We start from the raw sequence: 20,695 nt of genomic DNA, 5'->3' as shown, positions 1-20,695 counted from the left end.
CGGACCAGGCGTGAAATAGCCGCCGCGGCGGGGCGGCCGGCGCGTGCCGCCCTGGCGGGTGTATATTGCGGGGAACGGCCAGCGCAGCCCGCGGGGGCGGCCGAGCCGCCCCCGCTAGCCAGTCGCTTGCTTTTTGGATTACATTGTCACGCTTTACACAGATCAGGAGTACCGATGTCTTTTTCACCCCTATCGTATGCGCGCCGCGGCTTCGCCTTTTGCTGGCGCGTGCTGGACGCCGGCCGTCGCACGGTATTGAACCTGCTGTTCCTGGCGCTGCTGATCGCCCTCGTCTACGGCCTGTTTGGCGGCGGCATCAAGCCGCTGTCGCCCAAGACCACGCTGGTGCTGGACCTGAAGGGGACGCTGGTCGAGCAGAACAGCGGCGGCGCGCGCGAAGCGCTGCTGACCAGCGTACGGGGCGGCGAGGCACGCAAGATGGTGCAGCTGCGCGACGTGCTGGCCGTGCTGGACGCGGCCGCCAAGGACCCCAACATCGGCGCGGCCGTGCTGCTGGCCGACGAGCTGCAGGGCGGCGGCCAGGCCATGCTGCGCGAAGTGGCGGCCGGGCTGGACCGTTTCAAGGCCAGCGGCAAACCGGTGGTGGCGTGGGGCGCCAGCTATGACCAGAGCCAGTACCTGCTGGCCGCGCACGCGAGCGAAGTCTATCTGCACCCGATGGGGATGGTGATGCTGGAAGGCTTTGGCCGCTACCGCAATTACTACCGCGACGCGCTCGACAAGCTGGGCGTGACGGTCAACCTGCTGCGCGTGGGTACCTACAAGAGCTTCGGCGAGCCGTTCATCGCCAACGGTCCGTCGCAGGCGGCCAGCGAGGCCGACGCCTACCTCAACAACGGCCTGTGGAATGCCTACACGGGCGAAGTGGAGCGGGCCCGCAAGCTGCCCCAGGGTGCTGTCATGAAAACCATCAACGACCTGCCGGCCAAGGCGGCGGCCGTCAATGGCGACCTGGCCAAGCTGTCGCTGGCGGCCAAATGGGTCGATGGCCTGAAGACGCGCGACCAGATCCGCCAGCTGATGGTGGAGCGGGGCGTCCCCGACGGCAAGAGCTTCCGCCAGATCGCCTACGACGAGTACCTGGCCCGCCTGCATCCCAAGCTGACGGGCGACGCCATCGGGGTGGTGATTGCGGCCGGCGAGATCAGCGACGGCACGGCCGGTCCCGGCGCCATCGGCGGCGATTCGACTTCCAAATTGATCCGCATGGCGCGCGAGGACGACAAGATCAAGGCCGTGGTGCTGCGCGTCGATTCGCCCGGCGGCAGCGCGTTCGCCTCGGAGCTGATCCGGCGCGAGCTGGAACTGACGCGCGCGGCCGGCAAGCCGGTGGTGGTATCGATGGGTAACGTGGCCGCTTCGGGCGGTTACTGGATTTCCATGTCGTCCGACGAAGTGATCGCCGACCCGAGCACCATCACCGGTTCGATCGGCGTGTTCGCCATCTTGCCGACGGCGGAAAAAGTGATCGACAAGCTGGGCATCCACACGGCCGGCGCGCCCACCACCTGGCTGGGCGACGCGGGCAATCCGCTGCGTCCGCTCGACCCGCGCTTTGGCCAGGTGATCCAGAGCAGCATCAACCACATCTACGGCGAATTCACGGCCAAGGCGGCGCAGGCGCGCAAGACGACGCCCGAGAAAATCGACGCCGTGGCCCAGGGCCGCGTGTGGACCGGCCAGCAGGCCAAGGACCGGGGCCTGGTCGATACGCTGGGCAGCTACAACGACGCCATCAAGTCGGCGGCCCGCCGCGCCAAGCTGGGCGACGACTACCGCATCACCTACATCGAGCGCGAGACCAGCAAGTTCGACCGGCTGCTCGAGATGTTCGGCGGCTCCGTGGCCCAGGCCGTGGGCGCACAGGTCAAGCTGGGCCTGACGACGACGGGCTTGCCGCCGGGGGCGGCGAGCGACATCGCCCATGACCTGGGCTGGCTGAACGAAGTCAGTGCCGGCCACAAGCCGTTCATGGCCATCACGCACTGCCTGTGCGAATCGCCCTGAGGTAGCCGTCAGTCCGGCAGCGGCAGCAGCGGCAGGGTGACGGCAAAGCGGCTGCGGCCGTCGGGCATGGTGGCGCAGCGGGCGTCGCCGCCGTGGCGGCGGGCGATCTGGCGCACCAGTGCCAGTCCCAGTCCGGCGCCGCCGTTGTCGCGCGTGCCGGCGCGGCGGTAGAACGGCTCGAACACGCGCTCGAATTCGGCCACCGGGATGCCGGGGCCGCTGTCCCATACGCTCAGCGTGACGATGGGCGCCTCGGCCTCGTCATGGCGCTCGATGCGCACGTGGGCCGGCGGTACGCCGTGCCGGTGCGCGTTCTCCAGCAGGTTGCGCAACAGGCGGCGCAGCAGGCGCGGGTCGCCTTGCACGGTGGCGCTGGCGCCGTTCAGCACGGCGCCGTCGTAATGGGCGCATTCCTCCGCGGCCAGCGCCAGCAAGTCCACTTCCTCCACCGCCATGGCGTCGTCGATGGCGCCCAGCCGGCTGGCCAGCAGGATTTCGTCCAGCAGGTGATCCAGTTCCCCGATGTCCTGTTCCAGCCCCGCGCGGCGCTTGGGATCGGCCGTTTCCTTCATCAGCTCCAGCGCCAGGCGGATGCGCGCCAGCGGCGTGCGCAGTTCGTGCGAGGCGTTGGCCAGCAGCGTTTTGTGGGCGCCCACCAGCTGTTCGATCTGGTCGGCGGCGCGGTTGAAGCTGCGCGCCAGCTGCGCGACCTCGTCCTTGCCTTCCACCTGGACCCGGGCCGACAGGTCGCCCGCGCCCAGCGATTCCACGCCCGTTTGCAACCGTTCCAGCCGGCGCGTGAGCTGGCGCACGACGGGGTAGGCGGCCACCGCCACGCCCAGCACCAGCAACAGCAGCATGGCATGCAGCACCTGGCGCGCGCTGGTAAAGCCCAGCGGCCGGCTCGAGAGCAGCTGGCGGCCGTCCGGCAGGCGCACGTAGGAGGCGCGCGGCGGCGCCGTCATGGTGCGCAGCCGCCATTCCGGCTTGGCCAGCGGCGGGCCGACGGTGGCCAGCGCGGTCCAGTCGGCGCCGTACAGGGTCATGCGGGCGTTGATGCCGCTGGCCATGCGCTCGAGCGCGGCCTGCTGCTGTGCGGGCGGCGCGCCGGCCGGGGCCAGCGTGTTCTGCACCAGCCGGGCCAGCGTGGCGTCGGCCCGTTCCATGGGCCCGCCGCTGCGGTGCCACAGCAGCGAGACGGCCAGCGCGAACAGCATCAGGCTGGCCAGCAGGGCGACGTAGAAGCGGAAGTAGAGGCGCGACATCAGTCCTGCGCCCGCGCGAACAGGTAGCCGGCGCCGCGCACGGTGATGATGCGGCGCGGCTTTTTCGGATCGTCTTCGACGGCGGCGCGGATGCGCGACATGTGGACGTCGATCGAGCGGTCGAACGCTTCGATCTGTTCGCCCTTGACCAGTTCCATCAGCGTGTCGCGCGACAGCACGCGGCCCGCATGCTGGGCCAGCGCCAGCAGCAGGTCGAACTGGTAGGAGGTCAGCTCGCAGGGCGCACCGTCCACGCTGGCGCTGTGGCCGTCCGGGTCGATCTCGAGCCGGCCGAAACGCAGCGCGGGCGCGCCATCGCGCTTGCCGTCCACGCGCCGGCGCAGGATGGCGCGCAGGCGCGCCAGCAGTTCGCGCGGCTCGAACGGCTTGGGCAGGTAGTCGTCGGCGCCGATCTCCAGGCCGACGATGCGGTCCACCGCGTCGCCGCGCGCCGTCAGCATCAACACCGGGACGTCGGAATGGGTGCGCAGCTGGCGGCAGACGTCCAGGCCGTCCATGTCGGGCAGCATCAGGTCCAGCACCACGGCGTCGGCCGGGGTGGCGGAAAGCTGCGCCAGCGCGTCGGCGCCGGTGGCGGCGGCATGCACGCGAAAGCCCGCCTGGCCCAGGTACTCGGTGAGCATCTCGGCCAGGCGGGGATCGTCTTCAACGAGGAGGATACAGTCGGCCATGTGGTTCATTCTACGGAGTGGCGGGGGCCTTCACAAGCCGCCGCGCGTCCAGGCGGTTCGCTCGGGAGGACTTAGCCCTGGTGGTGACCGCGGTGGCCATGCAGCCGCGACAGGTGGTCGGCCAGCTTCTGGCGCTGGGCCGGAGTCAGCTGGTCGCCCACGTCGGCAATCAGTTGCACCAGCCGCTTGGAGGCCTGGTCGGCCAGCTGCATGTTCTGGGCGCGTGCCGCTTCCAGCGCGGCGCGGTCGATGGTGGGCGCCGTCAGCATCTGCAGCGCCGCCGCGTGGGCCTTGTGCAGCTGCTCGTGCATGGGCATCAGGTCTTGCATGGCCTGGCGCACCAGCGGCTCGATCTGCGCCTTTTGGGCATCGGTGGCGTCGATTTCCACGTACATGTGCTTGAGCATGCGGTCGACGTGGGCGGTGGCGTCGATGGCGCTGTGCGGGCCGGCGCTGTTCAGGTGACGTTCGACGGCGAAGGCGCCGGCACCCACGGCCAGGGCGCTGCCCAGCAGGAAGGCGGCAATGGTGTTGCGATTGAAGATGCTCATGTTCAGTCCTTGGTTGGTTGGAGGAAACTACGGGAACCAGTATGGAAGGGCGCCGTAACGGGGCCATGTCGCGCAGGTAAAGTTTTGTAAAGCCGCATTTGTAGCAAGTTTGTAAATTGGGCACAGAATGGCGATGGGCGCCCGTAAAATGGCACGCATCCGACAGCACCATTCCGCCCCGGCGGGGCCAAGACGAGGAAACACCATGAATACGCAAGCGACACCGGAACGTTACGCAACCCCACCCCGGCGCAGCGGGCGCGCCAGGCTGGCCGGTGGTGTGATCGCGGTTGCGGTGATGGCGGCGCTGGGCGGGCTGGCGTGGTATCTGACCCATCCCGCCGGCGGTGCGGGCGGTGCGGCCGGCATGGCCGGCGGCCCCGGTGGACCGGGTGGCGCTGGCGGACCGGGAGGTCCAGGTGGACCGGGCGGCCCCGGTGGTCCCGGCGGCCGGCGCGGCGGCCCGGCCACCACGGTCGGCGTCGCCACGGCCGAAAAAGCCGATGTGCCGGTGACGCTCGACGCGCTGGGCACCGTGACGGCGGCGGCCACCACCACCGTGCGGGCGCAGGTGTCGGGCATCCTGCAGCAGGTGCTGTTCAAGGAAGGGCAGATGGTCAAGGCCGGCCAGGTGCTGGCCCAGATCGACCCGCGCCAGTTCGAGATGGCGTTGCTGCAGGCGAGCGGCCAGCGCCAGCGCGACGAGGCCCAGCTGGAAAACGCCAAGCTGACGCTGGAACGCTACCGCACGCTGCTGGGCCAGGACTCGATCGCGCGCCAGGATGTGGATACGCAGGCCGCGCTGGTCAAGCAGCTGCAAGGCACGGTGATGACGGACCGCGCGGCCGAAGGCATGGCGCGCCTGAACCTGGGCTACACCAAGGTGGTGGCGCCCATCGGCGGCCGGGTGGGTCTGCGGGCGGTGGACGTGGGCAACCTGGTCGGCTCCGGCGACGCGGGCGGCATCGCCGTCATCACCCAGCTCTCGCCGATCGACGTGACTTTTACCGTGCCGCAGGACCAGGCGCCGGACGTGCTGACGCGCGCGGGCGAGGGCGGCGCGTTGCCGGCCACCGCCTTCGACCGCACCCGCACCACGGCGCTGGCGGAGGGCCGCTTTGCGGCGCTCGACAACCAGGTCGACACCCAGACCGGCACCGTCAAGGCCAAGGCACGCTTCGCCAACGACAAGATGGCGCTGTTCCCCAGCCAGTTCGTCAACCTGCGGCTGGAACTGCGCACCATCAAGGATGCGGTGATGGTGCCGGTGACGGCGCTGCGCCATGGCGCCAGCGGCGATTTCGTGTACGTGCTCAACGCCGACCGCACCGTGTCGCTGCGGCCTGTCACGCGCGGCCAGGCGACGACCGACAAGGTGCAGATGAAGACGGGCCTGCAGGCCGGCGAGCAGGTCATCACGGAAGGTGCCGACCGGCTGAAGGATGGTGCCCGAGTGGTGCTGGCGGGCGACAAGCCCGGTGCTGGCGCCGGCGGCGGCCGGCGTGGCGGCCATCGCGGCGGCGCGGGGGCAGGTGCGGGCGCAAACGCTGGTGCGGCTCCCGATGGCGGCGCAGGCTCCGGTGCCGGCATGGGCGGACGCGCGCACGCGGGCGGACGCTCCGGTGACGGCGCTGGCGCAGGGGCCAGTGTAGGCGCCAGTGGCGGCTCGGAAGCGCAACGCCCACCGCGCGGGAGCGCGCAATGACGATGGCGCGCCCCAGGCTGGACGCCGCCCGCACGGAGACGTTGCCATGAGTCCGTCCGCACCGTTCATCCAGCGCCCGGTGGCCACCTCGCTGCTGATGCTGGCCATCGTGCTGGCGGGCCTGGTCGGCTTCAAGTTCCTGCCGCTGTCGGCGCTGCCGCAGGTCGACTTCCCCACGATCCAGGTGCAGACGCTGTACCCCGGCGGCAGCCCCGAAGTGATGGGCCAGACCGTGACGGCGCCGCTGGAGCGCCAGTTCGGCCAGATGGCCGGGCTGCAGCGCATGAGTTCCACCAGCGCCGCCGGCGTGTCCCTCATCACGCTGCAATTCTCGCTGGGCCAGACGCTGGACGTGGCCGAGCAGGAAGTGCAGGCCGCCATCAACGCCGGCGCCTCGCTGCTGCCGACCGATCTGCCCGCGCCGCCCGTGTACGCCAAGGTCAACCCGGCCGATGCGCCGGTGCTGACGCTGGCCATCACTTCCGACACCATGCCGCTGACGCAGGTGCAGAACATCGTCAACACCCGCCTGGCGCTGAAGATCAGCCAGGTCAGCGGCGTGGGCCTGGTCACGCTGAGCGGCGGCCAGCGGCCGGCCGTGCGCATCCAGGCCGACACCCAGGCCCTCGCGTCCTACGGCCTGGGGCTGGACACGCTGCGCAGCGCCATCACCAGCGCCAACGCCAACAGCGCCAAGGGCAGCTTCGACGGCCCGACCCGCTCCTTCACCATCAACGCCAACGACCAGCTGCTGGCCGCCGACGACTACCGCAAGCTGATCGTGGCCTACCGCAACGGCGCGCCCGTGCGGCTGGACGACGTGGCCCAGGTGGTCGACAGCGCGGAGAACGTCAAGCTGGGCGCCTGGTCCGGCCTGCGGCCGGCCATCATCCTCAACGTGCAGCGCCAGCCCGGCGCCAACGTGATCGCCACCGTGGACGCCATCAAGAGCCGCCTGCCGGAACTGACGGCCGGCCTGCCCGGCGCGCTGCGGGTGGACGTGCTGAACGACCGCACCACGGGCATCCGCGCTTCGGTCGAGCATGTGGAGACGGAACTGATGCTGGCCGTGGTGCTGGTGGTGCTGGTCATCTTCGGCTTCCTGCACAGCGTGCGGGCCACCGTGATCGCCAGCCTGGCCGTGCCCATCTCGCTGATCGGCACCTTCGGCGTCATGTATTTGCTCGGCTACAGCCTGAACAACCTGTCGCTGATGGCGCTGACCATCGCCACCGGCTTCGTGGTGGACGACGCCATCGTCATGATCGAGAACATTGCCCGCTACATCGAGCAGGGCGAGGAACCGATGGCGGCCGCGCTCAAGGGCGCCACCCAGATCGGCTTCACCATCATTTCGCTGACGGTGTCGCTGATCGCCGTGCTGATCCCGCTGCTGTTCATGGGCGACGTGGTGGGGCGGCTGTTCCGCGAGTTCGCCGTCACGCTGGCCATCACTATCCTGATTTCGGCCGTGGTGTCGCTGACGCTGGTGCCCATGATGTCGGGCCGCTGGCTGCGCAGCCACGCGGACGAGCATCCGGGCGCGCTGGCCCGCCACACCCAGGCCTTTTTTGACCAGGTGATCGCGCACTACGACCGCGCCCTGCAATGGGTGCTCGAACGCCAGGGCATGACGCTGCTGGTGGCGCTGGCCACGCTGCTGCTGACGGTGGCCATGTACATCTTCATTCCCAAGGGCCTGTTCCCGACCCAGGACACGGGCCAGCTGCAAGCCCGGGTGGAGACGGCGCAGGCCGTGTCCTACGAGCGCATGGCCGCACTGCAGCAGGCCGCGGCGCGCGCCATCCTGGCCGACCCCGACGTGGCGTCGCTCAGTTCCCTGGTCGGGGTGGACGCGGCCAACAACACCATGCTGCACACGGGCCGCATGCTGATCAACCTGAAGCGCCAGCGCACTTCCACCCAGGACGCCACCATGGCGCGCCTGCGCCAGCGCGCCAGCGCGGTGGCCGGCGTCACGCTGTACCTGCAGCCGACCCAGGACCTGACCATCGACGCCGAGACGGGGCCGACCCAGTACCGCGTGTCGCTGGAAGGGGCCGATTACGCCACCGTCAATACCTGGGCCGCGCGCCTGGCGCAGCAGATGCGCACCAAGGCGCGGCTGCGCAACGTGGTGTCGGACGCGGGCGCCACCGGCAACGCGGCCTACATCAGCATCGACCGCGACAGCGCCTCGCGGCTGGGCATCACGGCCGCCGCCATCGACGACGCGCTCTACAGCGCCTTCGGCCAGCGCATCGTCTCGACCATCTTCGCCCAGACCGACCAGTACCGGGTGATCCTGGAAGCGCGGCCCGATACGCTGACCACGCCCGAATCGCTGGGCAACCTGCAGCTGCGTACCAGCTCCGGCAAGGCCACGCCGCTGTCGGCCGTGGCCACCGTCAGCGAGCGCCCGGCACCGCTGCAGATCACGCACGTGGCCCAGTATCCGGCCACCACGCTGGGCTTCGACACGGCCGACGGCGTCGCGCTGGGCAACGCGGTGGATGCCGTGCGCGAGGCATCGGAAGAGATCAAGCTGCCGCCGTCCGTGTCGCTCACCTTCCTGGGGGCGGCCGGTGCCTACCAGAATTCGCTGTCCAACCAGCTGTGGCTGATCCTGGCGGCCGTGATCTGCGTCTACATCGTGCTCGGTGTGCTGTACGAGAGCTATATCCATCCGCTCACCATCCTGTCCACCTTGCCCTCGGCCGGGGTGGGCGCCTTGCTGGCGCTGGCCGTCAGCGGCCAGGACCTGGGCGTGATCGGCATCATCGGCATCATCCTGCTGATCGGTATCGTCAAGAAGAACGCCATCATGATGATCGACTTCGCCATCGAGGCCGAACGGGAGGAGGGCAAGTCGGCGCGGGAAGCGATCCACCAGGCGGCGCTGCTGCGCTTCCGCCCCATCCTGATGACGACGCTGGCGGCCCTGTTCGCGGCCGTGCCGCTGATGCTGGGCTGGGGCGAGGGCGCCGAACTGCGCCGGCCGCTGGGCCTGTCCATTTTCGGCGGCCTGATCGTGAGCCAGATGCTCACGCTGTTCACCACGCCGGTGATCTACCTGGGCTTTGACGCGCTGGCGCAGCGCTGGCGGCGCCGTGGCGGCGCGGGCAAGAACGCCGGCCGCGTGGACGGCGCGGACGGGGTGGCGCCGTGAACCTGTCGGAGCCGTTCGTCCGCCGTCCCATCGGCACGGTGCTGCTGACCATCGGCATCGCGCTGGCCGGCATCGCCGCCTTCTTCGGGCTGCCGGTGTCGCCGCTGCCGCAGGTGGATTTTCCGGCCATTTCCGTCACGGCCACGCTGCCGGGCGCCAGTCCGGAAACCATGGCCAGCAACGTGGCCACCCCGCTGGAACGGCGGCTGGGCGTGATCGCCGGCGTCAACGAGGTCACCTCCAGCTCCGGCGCCGGCCAGACCCGGGTCAACCTGCAGTTCGACCTGAACCGCAAGATCGATTCGGCCGCGCGCGAGGTGCAGGCGGCCATCAACGCGTCGCGCGTGGACCTGCCGGCCACGCTGCGCAGCAATCCCACCTACCGCAAGGTCAACCCGTCCGACGCACCGGTGCTGATCCTGGCCCTGACTTCGCCCACCCGCACACCGGGCCAGATCTACGAAGCCGTCTCCAACCTGGTGCAGCAGAAGCTGGCGCAGGTGCAGGGCGTGGGCGACGTGGAAATCGGCGGCGGCTCGCTGCCGGCGGTGCGGGTGGAGCTGCTGCCGTATGCGCTTAACCGCTACGGCGTGTCGACCGAGGATGTGCGGGCCGCCATCCAGGCCACCAATGCCAACCGGCCCAAGGGCGCCATCGAGGGCGAAGGCCGCCATTTGCAGCTCTATTCCGCGCCCAACGGCGCCAGGGGCGGGCGCAGCGCCGCCGACTACCGCACGCTGGTGGTGGCATGGCGCAACGGCTCGGCCATCCGCCTGCAGGACGTGGCGGAGGTGATCGACGGCACCGAGAACAACAACACGCTGGGCCTGTTCAACGGCGATCCGGCTGTCATCGTGCTCATTACCCGCCAGCCCGGCGCCAACGTGATCGAAACCGTGGACAGCGTGCGCGCCTTGCTGCCGCAACTGCAGGCGCAGCTGCCGCAGGACGTCAAGCTGCAGGTGGCGTCGGACCGCACCAACTCCATCCGCGCCTCGCTCAAGGAAATCGAGATCACGCTGCTGATTTCCATCGTGCTGGTGGTGCTGGTGGTGAGCGCCTTCCTGCGCAGTGCGCGCGCCACCATCGTGCCGGCCGTGGCCACCATCGTGTCGCTGCTGGGCACCTTCGGCGTCATGTATTTGATGGGCTTCAGCCTCAATAACCTGAGCCTGATGGCGCTGACGGTGGCCACCGGCTTCGTGGTGGACGACGCCATCGTGGTGCTGGAGAATACGTCGCGCCATATCGAGGCGGGCATGGACCGCTTCCGCGCAGCGCTGCTGGGCGCGCGCGAGGTGGGCTTTACCGTGCTGTCGATCAGCCTGTCGCTGGTGGCCGTGTTCATTCCGCTGCTGTTCATGGGCGGGCAGGTGGGGCGGCTGTTCCGCGAGTTCGCCGTCACGCTGTCGGTGGCGGTGCTCATCTCGCTGGTGATCTCGCTCACCACCACGCCCATGATGTGCGCCTGGCTGCTCAAACCGGGCGCCCGGCACCGGCCACCGGGCCGTCTGGCGCGCTGGGCGGAACGGGGCTACGACTGGATGCACCGCATGTATGCCCATTCGCTGGACTGGGCGCTGTCCAGTTTGTGGCTGGTGATGCTGATCCTGGTGTTCGTGGTCGGCCTGAACGTCTACCTGTTCCGGGCCGCGCCCAAGGGCTTTTTCCCGCAGCAGGACTCGGGCCAGATCAGCGGCGGCATCCGCGCCGACCAGAGCATTTCGTTCCAGGCCATGCAGCAGAAGCTGCGCCAGCTGGTCAACGTCATCAAGCGCGATCCGGCCGTCGATACGGTGGTCGGCTTCACGGGCGGCTCGCGCGCAGGGGGCGGTTTCATGTTCATCACGCTCAAGCCGCCGTCGCAGCGCCACGAGGCGGGGCAGGCCGTGATGGCGCGGCTGCGCCCGCAGCTGGCCCGCATCAGTGGCGTATCGCTGTTCCTCAACCCGGTTCAGGACTTGCGCATGGGTGGGCGGCAGTCCAATTCCACCTACCAGTACACGCTCAAGAGCGACGATCGCGCCGCGCTGAAGGTGTGGGCAGCGCGGCTGGCGGACGCCATGAAGAGCCAGAAGGCCTTGATCGATGTGGACACGGACCAGGCGGACAACGGCGTGGAAACCTTCGTCAGCATCGACAAGGACAGCGCCGCCAAAATGGGCATGACGGTGCGCGACGTGGACAATGCGCTCTACAACGGCTTTGGGCAGCGCCAGGTTTCCACCATTTACGACGAACTCAATCAATACCACGTCATCATGGAGGTGGCGCCCCGCTATGCCCAGAGCCCGGAGGCGCTGCGCGACGTGTACGTGCCGGGCAAGGGTGTCGGCAACGCCACGGCTACCGGCGCCGGCAACGCCGGCAACGCCAGCAACGCCAGCAACAACAGCGGCACCGCGCGCGACGCGGCCACGGGCGCGGCGCTCAATACGGCGGCCAACGTCATGGTGCCGCTGGCGGCCATCGCGCAGTTTTCCGAACGCTCCGCGCCCACTTCGGTGGAGCACCAGGACGGCGAGCTGGCCACCACCGTGTCGTTCAACCTGGCCGACGGCTACAGCCTGGGCGACGGGCAGGAGGCCGTCAAGCAGGCCGAGGCCGACATCGCCATGCCGGCCAATGTGCGCGGCAGCTTCCAGGGCACGGCCCGCAGCGCCGACGAGAGCAGCCGCCAGCAACCGTTGCTGATCCTGGCGGCCATCGTCGTGATCTACATCGTGCTGGGCATCCTGTACGAAAGCCTGGTGCATCCGATCACCGTGCTGTCCACGTTGCCGTCGGCCGGGGTGGGCGCCGTGCTGGCGCTGCTGATGTTCAGGATGGAGTTTTCCATCATCGCCCTGATCGGCGTGTTCCTGCTGATCGGCATCGTCAAGAAGAACGCCATCCTCATCATCGACTTCGCGCTGGAGGCCGAGCGTGGCCGGGGGCTGGACGCGGTGCAGGCCGTGCGCGAAGCCTGCCTGCTGCGCTTCCGCCCCATCCTGATGACGACCCTGGCCGCCGCCCTGGGCGCGCTGCCGCTGGCCATCGGCTTCGGCGAAGGCTCGGAGCTACGCCAGCCGCTGGGCATCGCCATCATCGGCGGCCTGGTCGCCAGTCAGCTGATGACGTTGCTGACCACGCCGGTGGTCTACATCCTGCTCGACAAGCTGCGCCGGCGCAGCCCATCCGAACAACATTTGAGCCGTCTCCACGGCGAGCAGGCAACTGCGTCGCCGAACTCACCATGAAACCGAAGCTGATTAACCGCGCTCCCATGCGCCTGGCCGTCATGGCCTTTGCGGCCAGCGTGGCCAGCGGCTGCGCCGTCGCTCCCGCCTACCATGTGCCCGCCGTGGCGCAGCCCGACGCCTACAAGGAGGCGCAAGGCTGGCAGCCGGCCGCGCCGGCCGACGCGCTGGAGCGTGGCCCGTGGTGGACGCTGTTCGGCGACCCCGTGCTCAATGAACTGGCCGCCGCCGTCGAGGTGTCGAACCAGAACGTGGCCGCCGCCGCGGCAGCCTACGCCCAGGCGCGCGCGCTGGTGAGCGAGCAGCGCGCCGCGCTGTTCCCCGTGGTGGACCTGAACGGCGGCGCCGTCCGCTCCGGTGGCGGGGGCGACACGCGCAGCGCCAGCCAGTACCGCATGAACATCGGCGGCAGCTGGGAGCCGGACGTGTGGGGCAAGCTGCGCGCCGGCACCGACAGCGCCGGCGCTGCCGCCCAGGCCAGCGCGGCGGACCTGGCGGCGGCCCGCCTGTCGGCCCAGGGCGAACTGGCGGCCGACTATTTCGCGCTGCGCCAGGCCGACGCGCAAAAGACACTGCTGGACGCCACCGTGGAAGGCTACCAGCGCCTGCTGACGATCACCACCAACCGCTTCAACGCCGGCCTGGCCGCCCGGTCGGACGTGCTGCAGGCGCAGACCCAGCTGGCCAGCGCCCGCATCGACCAGAGCACGGTGGTGCGCCAGCGTGCCCAGTTTGAACATGCCATCGCCGTCCTGGTGGGCCAGCCGGCCGGCGCCTTCACGCTGGCGCCGGCGCCGTGGAGCACAACCGTGCCGGAGATCCCGGCCGGCGTGCCGTCCACGCTGCTGCAGCGCCGGCCCGACATCGCCGCCGCCGAGCGCCGGGTGGCCGCCGCCAACGCGCAGATCGGCATCGCCCGCGCCGCCTATTTTCCCAGCCTGAACCTGACGGCGTCATACGGCGTGGGCGCCGGCCAGGCGGCGGGCCTGTTCAATGCGTCCAACAGCCTGTGGTCGCTGGGCCTGTCGGCGGCCGAAAACCTGTTCAACGCGGGCGCCACGGCGGCCCGCGTCGGCGGCGCCGAGGCGGGGCGCGACGCGGCCATCGCCCACTACCGCCAGACCGTGCTGGCCGCCTTTGCCGATGTGGAGAACCAGCTGGCGGCCAGCCGCACGCTGGCCAGCCAGCAGGAACTGCGGCGCGCCGCGTCCGAGGCGGCCGACCAGGTCGAGGCGCAGATGCTGAACCGCTACCGCGCCGGACAAGTCGCTTACACGGAGGTAGTGACTGCCCAGAACACGGCGCTGGCCGCCCGCCGCGCCCTGGTGCAGGCCCAGGCCGACCGCCAGAGCACGGCCGTGGCCCTGATCCAGGCGTTGGGCGGCGGCTGGCGCCCGCCGCAGTAATCGGGCCCCGCCAAGGGTCGCTTGGCGTTTGGGGTGGGCCTTTGTATAATCGGCTGGCAAGATGACCAGAAATATAACGCCCGTCCGGCGTCTACCGCCCGGCGGTCCACTTCCAGCCTATCGCATGCCACGATGACCAAGCACGCCACCGCGCCATCTTCCGCCCCATCCGGGTCCGCCCCGGCGGACGATGCCGTGCCGGTGGTGGCCATAGGCGCCTCGGCCGGCGGGCTGGAGCCGATCAGCGATTTCCTGGCCAGCGTGCCGGCCAACAGCGGCCTGGCCTACGTCGTCATCCAGCACCTGGACCCCGAGCACAAGGGCATGCTGCCCGAGCTGCTGCAACGCGTGACGCCGATGCGGGTGCGCGAAATCACGGACCGCATGGCGCTCGAAGCCGATTGCGTCTACGTGATCCCGCCCAATCGCGACCTGGGTCTGGCCGGCAACGCGCTGACCCTGCTGCCCCCGGCCGCCCCGCGCGGCCAGCGGCTGCCGATCGATTCCTTCTTCGCCGCGCTGGCCGACGGCTGCGGCGACCGCGCCATCGGCATCGTCCTGTCGGGTATGGGCGGCGACGGCACGCGCGGCCTGCAGGCCATCAAGGTGCAGGGCGGCCTGACGCTGGTGCAAACCCCCTCGTCGGCCAGGTTCGATCCCATGCCGCAGAGCGCCATCGACGCTGGCGCGGCCGACATCGTGGCGCTGCCGGGCGATATGCCGGCCCTGATCCTGGCCCACTGGCGCCGCCCCGCGCTCATGCTCGACGCAGTAGGCGCCGGCCAGCGCAACGCCATGCACGAGTTGTACCAACTGCTGCAGCAGCAAATGGGCGCCGATTTTTCCGACTACAAGCTCAATACCGTGTTGCGCCGCATCGAGCGCCGCATGAAGTTGCGCCAGTTCCGCAGCATGGAACAGTATGTCGACTATCTGCACGACAATCCGCAGGAGGTGGAGCTGCTGTTCAAGGAGCTGCTGATCGGGGTGACCCAGTTCTTCCGCGACGCCAAGGTGTGGGACTACCTGGCCCAGACGGCGCTGCCGGAACTGCTGGCGGCCCATCCCGAGGGACTGGCGCTGAAGGCGTGGGTGCCGGCCTGCTCCACGGGCGAGGAGGCGTATTCGCTGGCCATCGTGTTTTCCGAAGTGGTGGAGCGCCTGGCGCCCACGGCCAGCTACACGCTGCAGATCTTCGCCACCGACCTCGATCCGGACGCGATCGACCGCGGGCGCCAGGGCCACTTCGGGCGCAGTATCGAGGCCGACGTGTCGCCGCAGCGGCTGCAGCGCTATTTCGTGGCCGACGAGCAGGGCTACCGCATCCGCAAGGAACTACGCAACAGCATCATCTTCGCCCAGCAGAATATCATTTCCGATCCGCCGTTCAGCAAGCTCGATATCCTGTGCTGCCGCAACCTGCTGATCTACTTTAACGTCAAACTGCAGGAGCAGCTCATTCCGCTGTTCCACTACGCCCTCAAGCGCGACGGCCTGCTGATACTGGGCAGCGCCGACACGCCGGGCCGCTTTACCGACCTGTTCGCGGCCGTGCCGGGGTCGGGACGCATCTACCGCCGGCTGGACGGCGCCGACCAGCGCGTGACCCACTATTTTCCCACCCGGGCCGGCAACACGGCCCCACCACCTGCGAGCGAAACGCGCACCCCATCCATGAGCGGCAATCTACAACACCAGGTGGAGCAGCATCTGCTCCGCAAGCATACGCCGGCGGCGGCGCTGCTCAATCCGCAGGGCGACATCCTGTACATCCATGGCCGCACCGGCGCCTTCCTGGAACCGGCCGCGGGCAAGGCCAACTGGAACATCCACGCCATGGCGCGCGAAGGACTGCGCTTCGAGCTGGCCGACCTGATCTCGCGCGCCGCGCGTGGCGGCGGCCTGATCGCCGTGCGCGGCCTGGTGCTCAAGGAAGGCGACACGCCGCCGCTGGCGGTGGACCTGACGGCCGAGGCCATGCCGGACGACGATCCGATGGCCGGCACGATACTGGTGACCTTTGCCACGGCGCCGCTGCCGCCGCAGCGCCGCCGCAGCCGTTCGTCCAACCCGCGGGTGCAGGAGCTGGAACAGCAGCTGATGCAGGCACGCATCGATATCCAGACCGTGCGCGACGAGATGCAAGCCTCGCGCGAGGAGCTCAAGTCGGCCAACGAGGAGCTGCAGTCGACCAACGAGGAACTGCAGTCGACCAACGAGGAGCTGACCACCTCCAAGGAGGAAATGCAGTCGCTCAACGAGGAGCTGTACACCGTCAACGCCGAGCTGCAGTCCAAGGTGGACGACCTGTCGATGGTCAACGGCGACATGAAGAACCTGCTCAACAGCACCGACATCGCCACCATCTTCCTCGACAATGAGTTGCGCATCCGGCGCTTCACCAACCAGGCCACGCAGATCTACAAGCTGATTTCGTCGGACCTGAACCGGCCGTTGGGCGACATCGTCAATGACCTCGACTATCCCGACCTGGAACTGCATGCGCGCGAAGTGCTGCGCACGCTGGTGTACTGCGAGCACCAGGTGCCCACCCGCAGCGGGCGCTGGTACACGGTGCGCATCATGCCCTACCGTACGGTGGACAACGTGATCGACGGCGTGGTGGTCACCTTCATCAACATCACGGAGGCCAAGCAGCTGGAAGCGCGGCTGCGCGCCGTGCAGGGCGGCGCGGTGCGCTCATGACCCGCCGCGCCGCGCCTGATCCGGCCGCCGCCGGCGCGCGGCGCGAGCAGCGCCCGGCGGGCACCTCCGCCATGCTGGACGAGAGCGGGGCCGACATGCGCCGCCAGCTGCATGAACTGCAGGTCAGCCAGATCGAGCTGGAGATGCAGAACGCGGCGCTGGCGGCCATGCGGCAGCAGCGCGACGCGGCCGAGGCCGATCTGGAACACTTCGCCACCCTGTACGACCAGGCGCCGGCCAGCTACCTGTCGGTGGGGCAGGACGGGCGCATCAGCCGCGCCAACCTGGCCGCGGCCAGCCTGCTGGGCCGCGCGCGGCCGCAGTTGCTGGGGCGTCCGTTCGAGCAGTTCGTGGCGCCGGACGCGCAGGCGGCGCTGCGCCGTTTCCTGGCCGGCGTGTTCGCCAGCGGCGCGCGCGGCGCGCTGGAGCTGCCCCTGTTCGGCGGCGACGGGGTGGACGATGGCTGCACCGTGCGCATCGAAGCCAATCTCGATCCGGCCGGACCGTCCTGCCGCATGGTGCTCACCGCCATGGGCGACCGGCATGCGCGCGAGGCGGCGCGGCGGCGCGCCTTCCTGGTGCTCGACAGCATAGAGGAGGGGGTGCTGGTGTGCGACAGCGCTCGCCGCATCGTGGCCGTCAATCCGGCCTTCACCCGCATCACCGGCTACCTGGCCGAGGAGGCGCTGGGGCGCGATCCGGCCTTTTTGGGCCAGCCCGGCGCCCATCCGGCCGGCTACCATACGGCGGCGCGCGAACAGCTGCTGGCAGGTGGCGTGTGGCAGGGCGAGGTGCACAACCTGCGCCGCGACGGCACAGCGTTTACGTCGCAGACGTCGATGACGGTGGTGCGCAGCGAGGACGGCAGCGTCGACTATTACATCGCCGTGTTTGCCGATATTTCCGAGCGCAAGCGCGCCGAACAGGCCTTGCTCGAGCTGTCGCGCGAGCTCGATGCGCGCGTGGTGGCGCGCACCGCCGAGCTGACGGCGGCCAACGTCATGCTGCGCCGCGAAGTGGCCGAACGCAAGCGCGCCGAGGCCGCCCTGCAGCAGTCGGGCGAGCAGCTGCGCCAGCTGGCCGGCCACCTGGCCACCATCAAGGAGCAGGAGCGCAAGCGTATCGCGCGCGAGATCCATGATGAGCTGGGCCAGAACCTGCTGGCGCTGCGGCTCGACATCGCCTCCCTGCGCACGCGCACGGAGGCGCGCCACCCGCGCCTGCGCCAGCGGGTGGACGCGGTGCTCGACAACGTGGACGCCACCATCCGCAGCGTGCGCGACATCATCAACGAGTTGCGCCCGGCCGTGCTGGACCTGGGCCTGCAGGCGGCGCTGGAGTGGCAGGCGGGCGAGTTCCGCAAGCGCAGCGGGCTGGCGTGCCGTTTGCTGCTGCCGCCCGAAGCTGTGGTGGATACCATCGATCCGGAGCTGGCCATCGTGCTGTTTCGCAGCCTGCAGGAATCGCTGACCAATGTGCTGCGCCACGCCGGCGCCACCGACGTCGAAGTGCGGCTGCTGGTCGAACCGGAGCGGGTCGAACTGCGCATCGCCGACAATGGCGTGGGCATCGCGCCGGCGCAACGGGTCAAGGCCGGCTCGTTCGGCCTGATCGGCATCGCCGAGCGGGTGGCGGCGCTGGGCGGGCGCTTCGAGGTGGAACGCTATGTGCCGGGGCAGGGCTGCGTGCTGACCTTGCGTTTCGAGCCGATCGCGGCGCGGCCCGGGAAAAACCATGTTCAGCCACGTGCAGAAGGCATATACTCCCGCTGAATTTACTTTCAGGGGGCAAATCTTGTTCAAAAAATTAGTATTCCCGGCCGTCCTGCTATGCGCAGGCGCGGCCCACGCCGACGAAGGACAATGGCAACCGCACCAGCTTCCGCAGCTGAAATCCGAACTGCAGCGCATCGGCATCGAGATCCCGGCCGACCAGCTGGCCGACCTGTCGCGCCATCCGATGAGCGCCATCGTCTCGCTGGGCGGCTGCTCGGCCTCGTTCGTGTCCGACGCGGGCCTGGTGGTCACCAACCACCACTGCGCCTACGGTGCGATCCAGCGCAATTCCACCCCTGAGCACAACTACATCGCCAACGGCTTCCTGGCCAGGACCCGCGCCGAGGAACTGGCCGGCGGCCCGAACACGCTGGTGTACGTGACCGACAAGGTGGAAAACGTCAGCGCGCGCGTGCTGGGCGCCGTCAAGCCGGCCATGACCGGGCGCCAGCGCCACGAGGCCGTGGAGGGCGCCATCAAGGCCCTGATCGCCGAATGCGAAACCGACAAGATGTACCGCTGCTCGGTGCCGGCCTTCCACCGCGGCCTGGAGTACTACCGCATTCGCCAGATGATGATACGCGACGTGCGCCTGGTGTACGCGCCGGCCGACATGATCGGCAATTTCGGCGGCGACGTCGACAATTACGAATGGCCGCGCCATGACGGCGACTATTCCTTCCTGCGCGCCTACGTGGGCAAGGATGGCCGTCCGGCCGATCCGTCGCCCGACAATGTGCCTTACCACTCGCAGGACTTCCTGGTGGTGTCGGCCGAAGGGCTGAAGAACGGCGATCCTATCCTGCTGGCCGGCTATCCGGGCCGCACCAGCCGCTACAAGCTGCCGTCCGAGATCCGCTACGCCCGCGACGCGGCCTATCCGGCCAAGGTGGCCGAGCTCCAGGCCGACCTGGACACGATCGCCGCCGCCACCAAGGGCAGCGCCGCCGACGAGGTGCGCTACGCCAGCGTGGCCAAGGGCCTCAACAACGTGATGAAGAAGACCCAGGGCTTGCTGGACGGCTTCGCCCGCAAGGACATCGCCGCCATCAAGGACGTGCAGGATGCCCAGTTCCGCGCCTGGTACGCGGCCCAGCCCAAGGTGTCGAAGACGCTGCTGGCCGAACTGGACGCGGTCATCGCGGCCGACATCGCCCTCAGCGACGAGGAATTCGGCATGAGTGTGGCCACCAACAGCGACCTGCTGAAGAGTGCACGCACGCTGCACCGGCTGGCGCTGGAAGGGCGCAAGCCCGATACCGCGCGCGAATCGGGCTACCAGCAGCGTGACCTGACCTTCATCAAGGCGCGCCTGACCCGCCTCGAGCAATCCTATGTGGGCGCCGTGGACCAGGCCCGCTACGTGGCGGCCCTGCAGCGCTACGCGCGCCTGCCGGCGTCCATGCATGCGCACGGCGTGGACGCGCTGCTGCCGGCCGTGGACGCGGTGCCGGTCCTGTACCAGCAATCGAAGCTGGGCGACACGGCGGCCCGCCTGGGCTGGCTGGGCAAGGACGCGGCGGCCATCGCCGCCTCGGACGACGCCTTCCTCAAGCTGGCCGTCAAGCTGAACGGCGTCATGACGGCGCTCGAGGAGCGCCGCAAGGAAGTGGACGGTAACCTGGAACGGGTGATCCCGCAGTACATGCAGGCCGTGATCGCGTGGAAGCAGTCGCAGGGCAAGCCGGTCTACCCGGACGCCAATTCCACCCTGCGCGTGACCTATGGCACGGTGGCGCCGTACTCGCCGCGCGACGGCGTGACCAAGGGACCGTTCACCACCATCGAGGGCATCGTCGAGAAGCACACGGGCAAGGAGCCGTTCAACGCGCCGGCCAAGCTGCTGGAGGCGATCAAGGCCAAGCGCTATGGCCAGTTCAAGGACCCGGTGCTGGGCACGGTGCCGGTCGATTTCCTCACCAGCGCCGATACCACGGGCGGCAATTCCGGTTCGGCCGTGATGAACCGGCACGGTGAACTGATCGGCCTGAACTTCGATTCGACCTATGAGTCCATCACCAAGGATTGGTATTTCGACCGCGATATCACGCGCGCCATCCACATGGATATCCGCTACATGCTGTGGGTGATGCAGGAAGTGGATCACGCCGACAACCTGCTGCAGGAAATGCACATCAAGTATCCCAAGCAGTAAGCGG

The 20,695-nt window shown here is 69.1% G+C and carries 11 protein-coding genes; 8 read left to right on the top strand and 3 right to left on the bottom strand.

Going from position 1 to position 20,695, the window contains the following annotated elements:
* The first annotated feature begins 174 nt into the window (after positions 1-174).
* Entirely contained in the window at positions 175-2,028 is a 1,854-nt protein-coding gene (gene sppA / locus AC3WOS_RS06635; protein WP_492715087.1) for a signal peptide peptidase SppA, read from the top strand.
* Between the two features lie 8 nt (positions 2,029-2,036).
* Here sppA and AC3WOS_RS06630 read toward each other — a convergent pair whose 3' ends face one another.
* The 3 genes from AC3WOS_RS06630 to AC3WOS_RS06620 form a co-directional block, all read right to left on the bottom strand.
* Positions 2,037-3,293, bottom strand: coding sequence for a sensor histidine kinase (locus AC3WOS_RS06630; RefSeq protein WP_492715086.1), 1,257 nt, complete (start codon positions 3,291-3,293; stop codon positions 2,037-2,039).
* A complete protein-coding gene (locus tag AC3WOS_RS06625) occupies positions 3,293-3,985 on the bottom strand; it encodes a response regulator (protein WP_492715085.1) in 693 nt (230 codons plus the stop codon). The genes AC3WOS_RS06630 and AC3WOS_RS06625 overlap by 1 nt, the downstream gene beginning before the upstream one ends.
* Positions 3,986-4,056: 71 nt before the next feature.
* Positions 4,057-4,536: a Spy/CpxP family protein refolding chaperone gene (locus AC3WOS_RS06620; RefSeq protein WP_492715084.1), complete on the bottom strand. Its 480-nt coding sequence runs from the start codon at positions 4,534-4,536 to the stop codon at positions 4,057-4,059.
* A gap of 205 nt (positions 4,537-4,741) precedes the next feature.
* Between AC3WOS_RS06620 and AC3WOS_RS06615 the strand changes: the two genes are divergently transcribed.
* From AC3WOS_RS06615 to AC3WOS_RS06585, 7 genes are all read left to right on the top strand, one after another.
* Positions 4,742-6,241, top strand: a complete 1,500-nt coding sequence (locus tag AC3WOS_RS06615) for an efflux RND transporter periplasmic adaptor subunit (protein ID WP_492715083.1) — start codon at positions 4,742-4,744, stop codon at positions 6,239-6,241.
* 46 nt (positions 6,242-6,287) lie between these two features.
* Positions 6,288-9,410 carry an efflux RND transporter permease subunit gene (locus tag AC3WOS_RS06610; protein WP_492715082.1) on the top strand — a complete coding sequence of 1,041 codons (3,123 nt, stop codon included), beginning with the start codon at positions 6,288-6,290 and terminating at the stop codon, positions 9,408-9,410.
* On the top strand, positions 9,407-12,649 hold the full coding sequence (locus tag AC3WOS_RS06605; protein WP_492715081.1) for an efflux RND transporter permease subunit: 3,243 nt from the start codon (positions 9,407-9,409) through the stop codon (positions 12,647-12,649). The genes AC3WOS_RS06610 and AC3WOS_RS06605 overlap by 4 nt, the downstream gene beginning before the upstream one ends.
* On the top strand, positions 12,646-14,055 hold the full coding sequence (locus AC3WOS_RS06600; RefSeq protein WP_492715080.1) for an efflux transporter outer membrane subunit: 1,410 nt from the start codon (positions 12,646-12,648) through the stop codon (positions 14,053-14,055). Before AC3WOS_RS06605 ends, AC3WOS_RS06600 begins: the two co-directional genes overlap by 4 nt.
* A gap of 132 nt (positions 14,056-14,187) precedes the next feature.
* The gene (locus tag AC3WOS_RS06595) at positions 14,188-16,761 is read left to right on the top strand and encodes a chemotaxis protein CheB (protein ID WP_492715079.1); all 2,574 of its coding nucleotides are present in this window, start codon (positions 14,188-14,190) and stop codon (positions 16,759-16,761) included.
* The gene (locus tag AC3WOS_RS06590; RefSeq protein WP_492715078.1) at positions 16,758-18,533 is read left to right on the top strand and encodes a sensor histidine kinase; all 1,776 of its coding nucleotides are present in this window, start codon (positions 16,758-16,760) and stop codon (positions 18,531-18,533) included. Before AC3WOS_RS06595 ends, AC3WOS_RS06590 begins: the two co-directional genes overlap by 4 nt.
* Entirely contained in the window at positions 18,496-20,691 is a 2,196-nt protein-coding gene (locus AC3WOS_RS06585) for a S46 family peptidase (RefSeq protein ID WP_492715077.1), read from the top strand. The genes AC3WOS_RS06590 and AC3WOS_RS06585 overlap by 38 nt, the downstream gene beginning before the upstream one ends.
* Positions 20,692-20,695: the final 4 nt, after the last annotated feature.

The organism is Rugamonas sp. FW305-51, from assembly GCF_058786935.1.
The sequence above is the reverse complement of the archived record's forward strand: the minus strand, read 5'-3'. Positions and strand labels throughout refer to the sequence as shown.

What these genes read in the sequence shown, in the direction of transcription:
- AC3WOS_RS06630 (WP_492715086.1), bottom strand. Translation starts at nt 3,293, where the DNA reads ATGTCGCGCCTCTACTTCCGCTTCTACGTCGCCCTGCTGGCCAGCCTG.
- AC3WOS_RS06625 (WP_492715085.1), bottom strand. Translation starts at nt 3,985, where the DNA reads ATGGCCGACTGTATCCTCCTCGTTGAAGACGATCCCCGCCTGGCCGAG.
- AC3WOS_RS06610 (WP_492715082.1), top strand. Translation starts at nt 6,288, where the DNA reads ATGAGTCCGTCCGCACCGTTCATCCAGCGCCCGGTGGCCACCTCGCTG.
- AC3WOS_RS06620 (WP_492715084.1), bottom strand. Translation starts at nt 4,536, where the DNA reads ATGAGCATCTTCAATCGCAACACCATTGCCGCCTTCCTGCTGGGCAGC.
- AC3WOS_RS06585 (WP_492715077.1), top strand. Translation starts at nt 18,496, where the DNA reads ATGTTCAGCCACGTGCAGAAGGCATATACTCCCGCTGAATTTACTTTC.
- AC3WOS_RS06600 (WP_492715080.1), top strand. Translation starts at nt 12,646, where the DNA reads ATGAAACCGAAGCTGATTAACCGCGCTCCCATGCGCCTGGCCGTCATG.
- AC3WOS_RS06615 (WP_492715083.1), top strand. Translation starts at nt 4,742, where the DNA reads ATGAATACGCAAGCGACACCGGAACGTTACGCAACCCCACCCCGGCGC.
- AC3WOS_RS06595 (WP_492715079.1), top strand. Translation starts at nt 14,188, where the DNA reads ATGACCAAGCACGCCACCGCGCCATCTTCCGCCCCATCCGGGTCCGCC.
- AC3WOS_RS06590 (WP_492715078.1), top strand. Translation starts at nt 16,758, where the DNA reads ATGACCCGCCGCGCCGCGCCTGATCCGGCCGCCGCCGGCGCGCGGCGC.
- sppA (WP_492715087.1), top strand. Translation starts at nt 175, where the DNA reads ATGTCTTTTTCACCCCTATCGTATGCGCGCCGCGGCTTCGCCTTTTGC.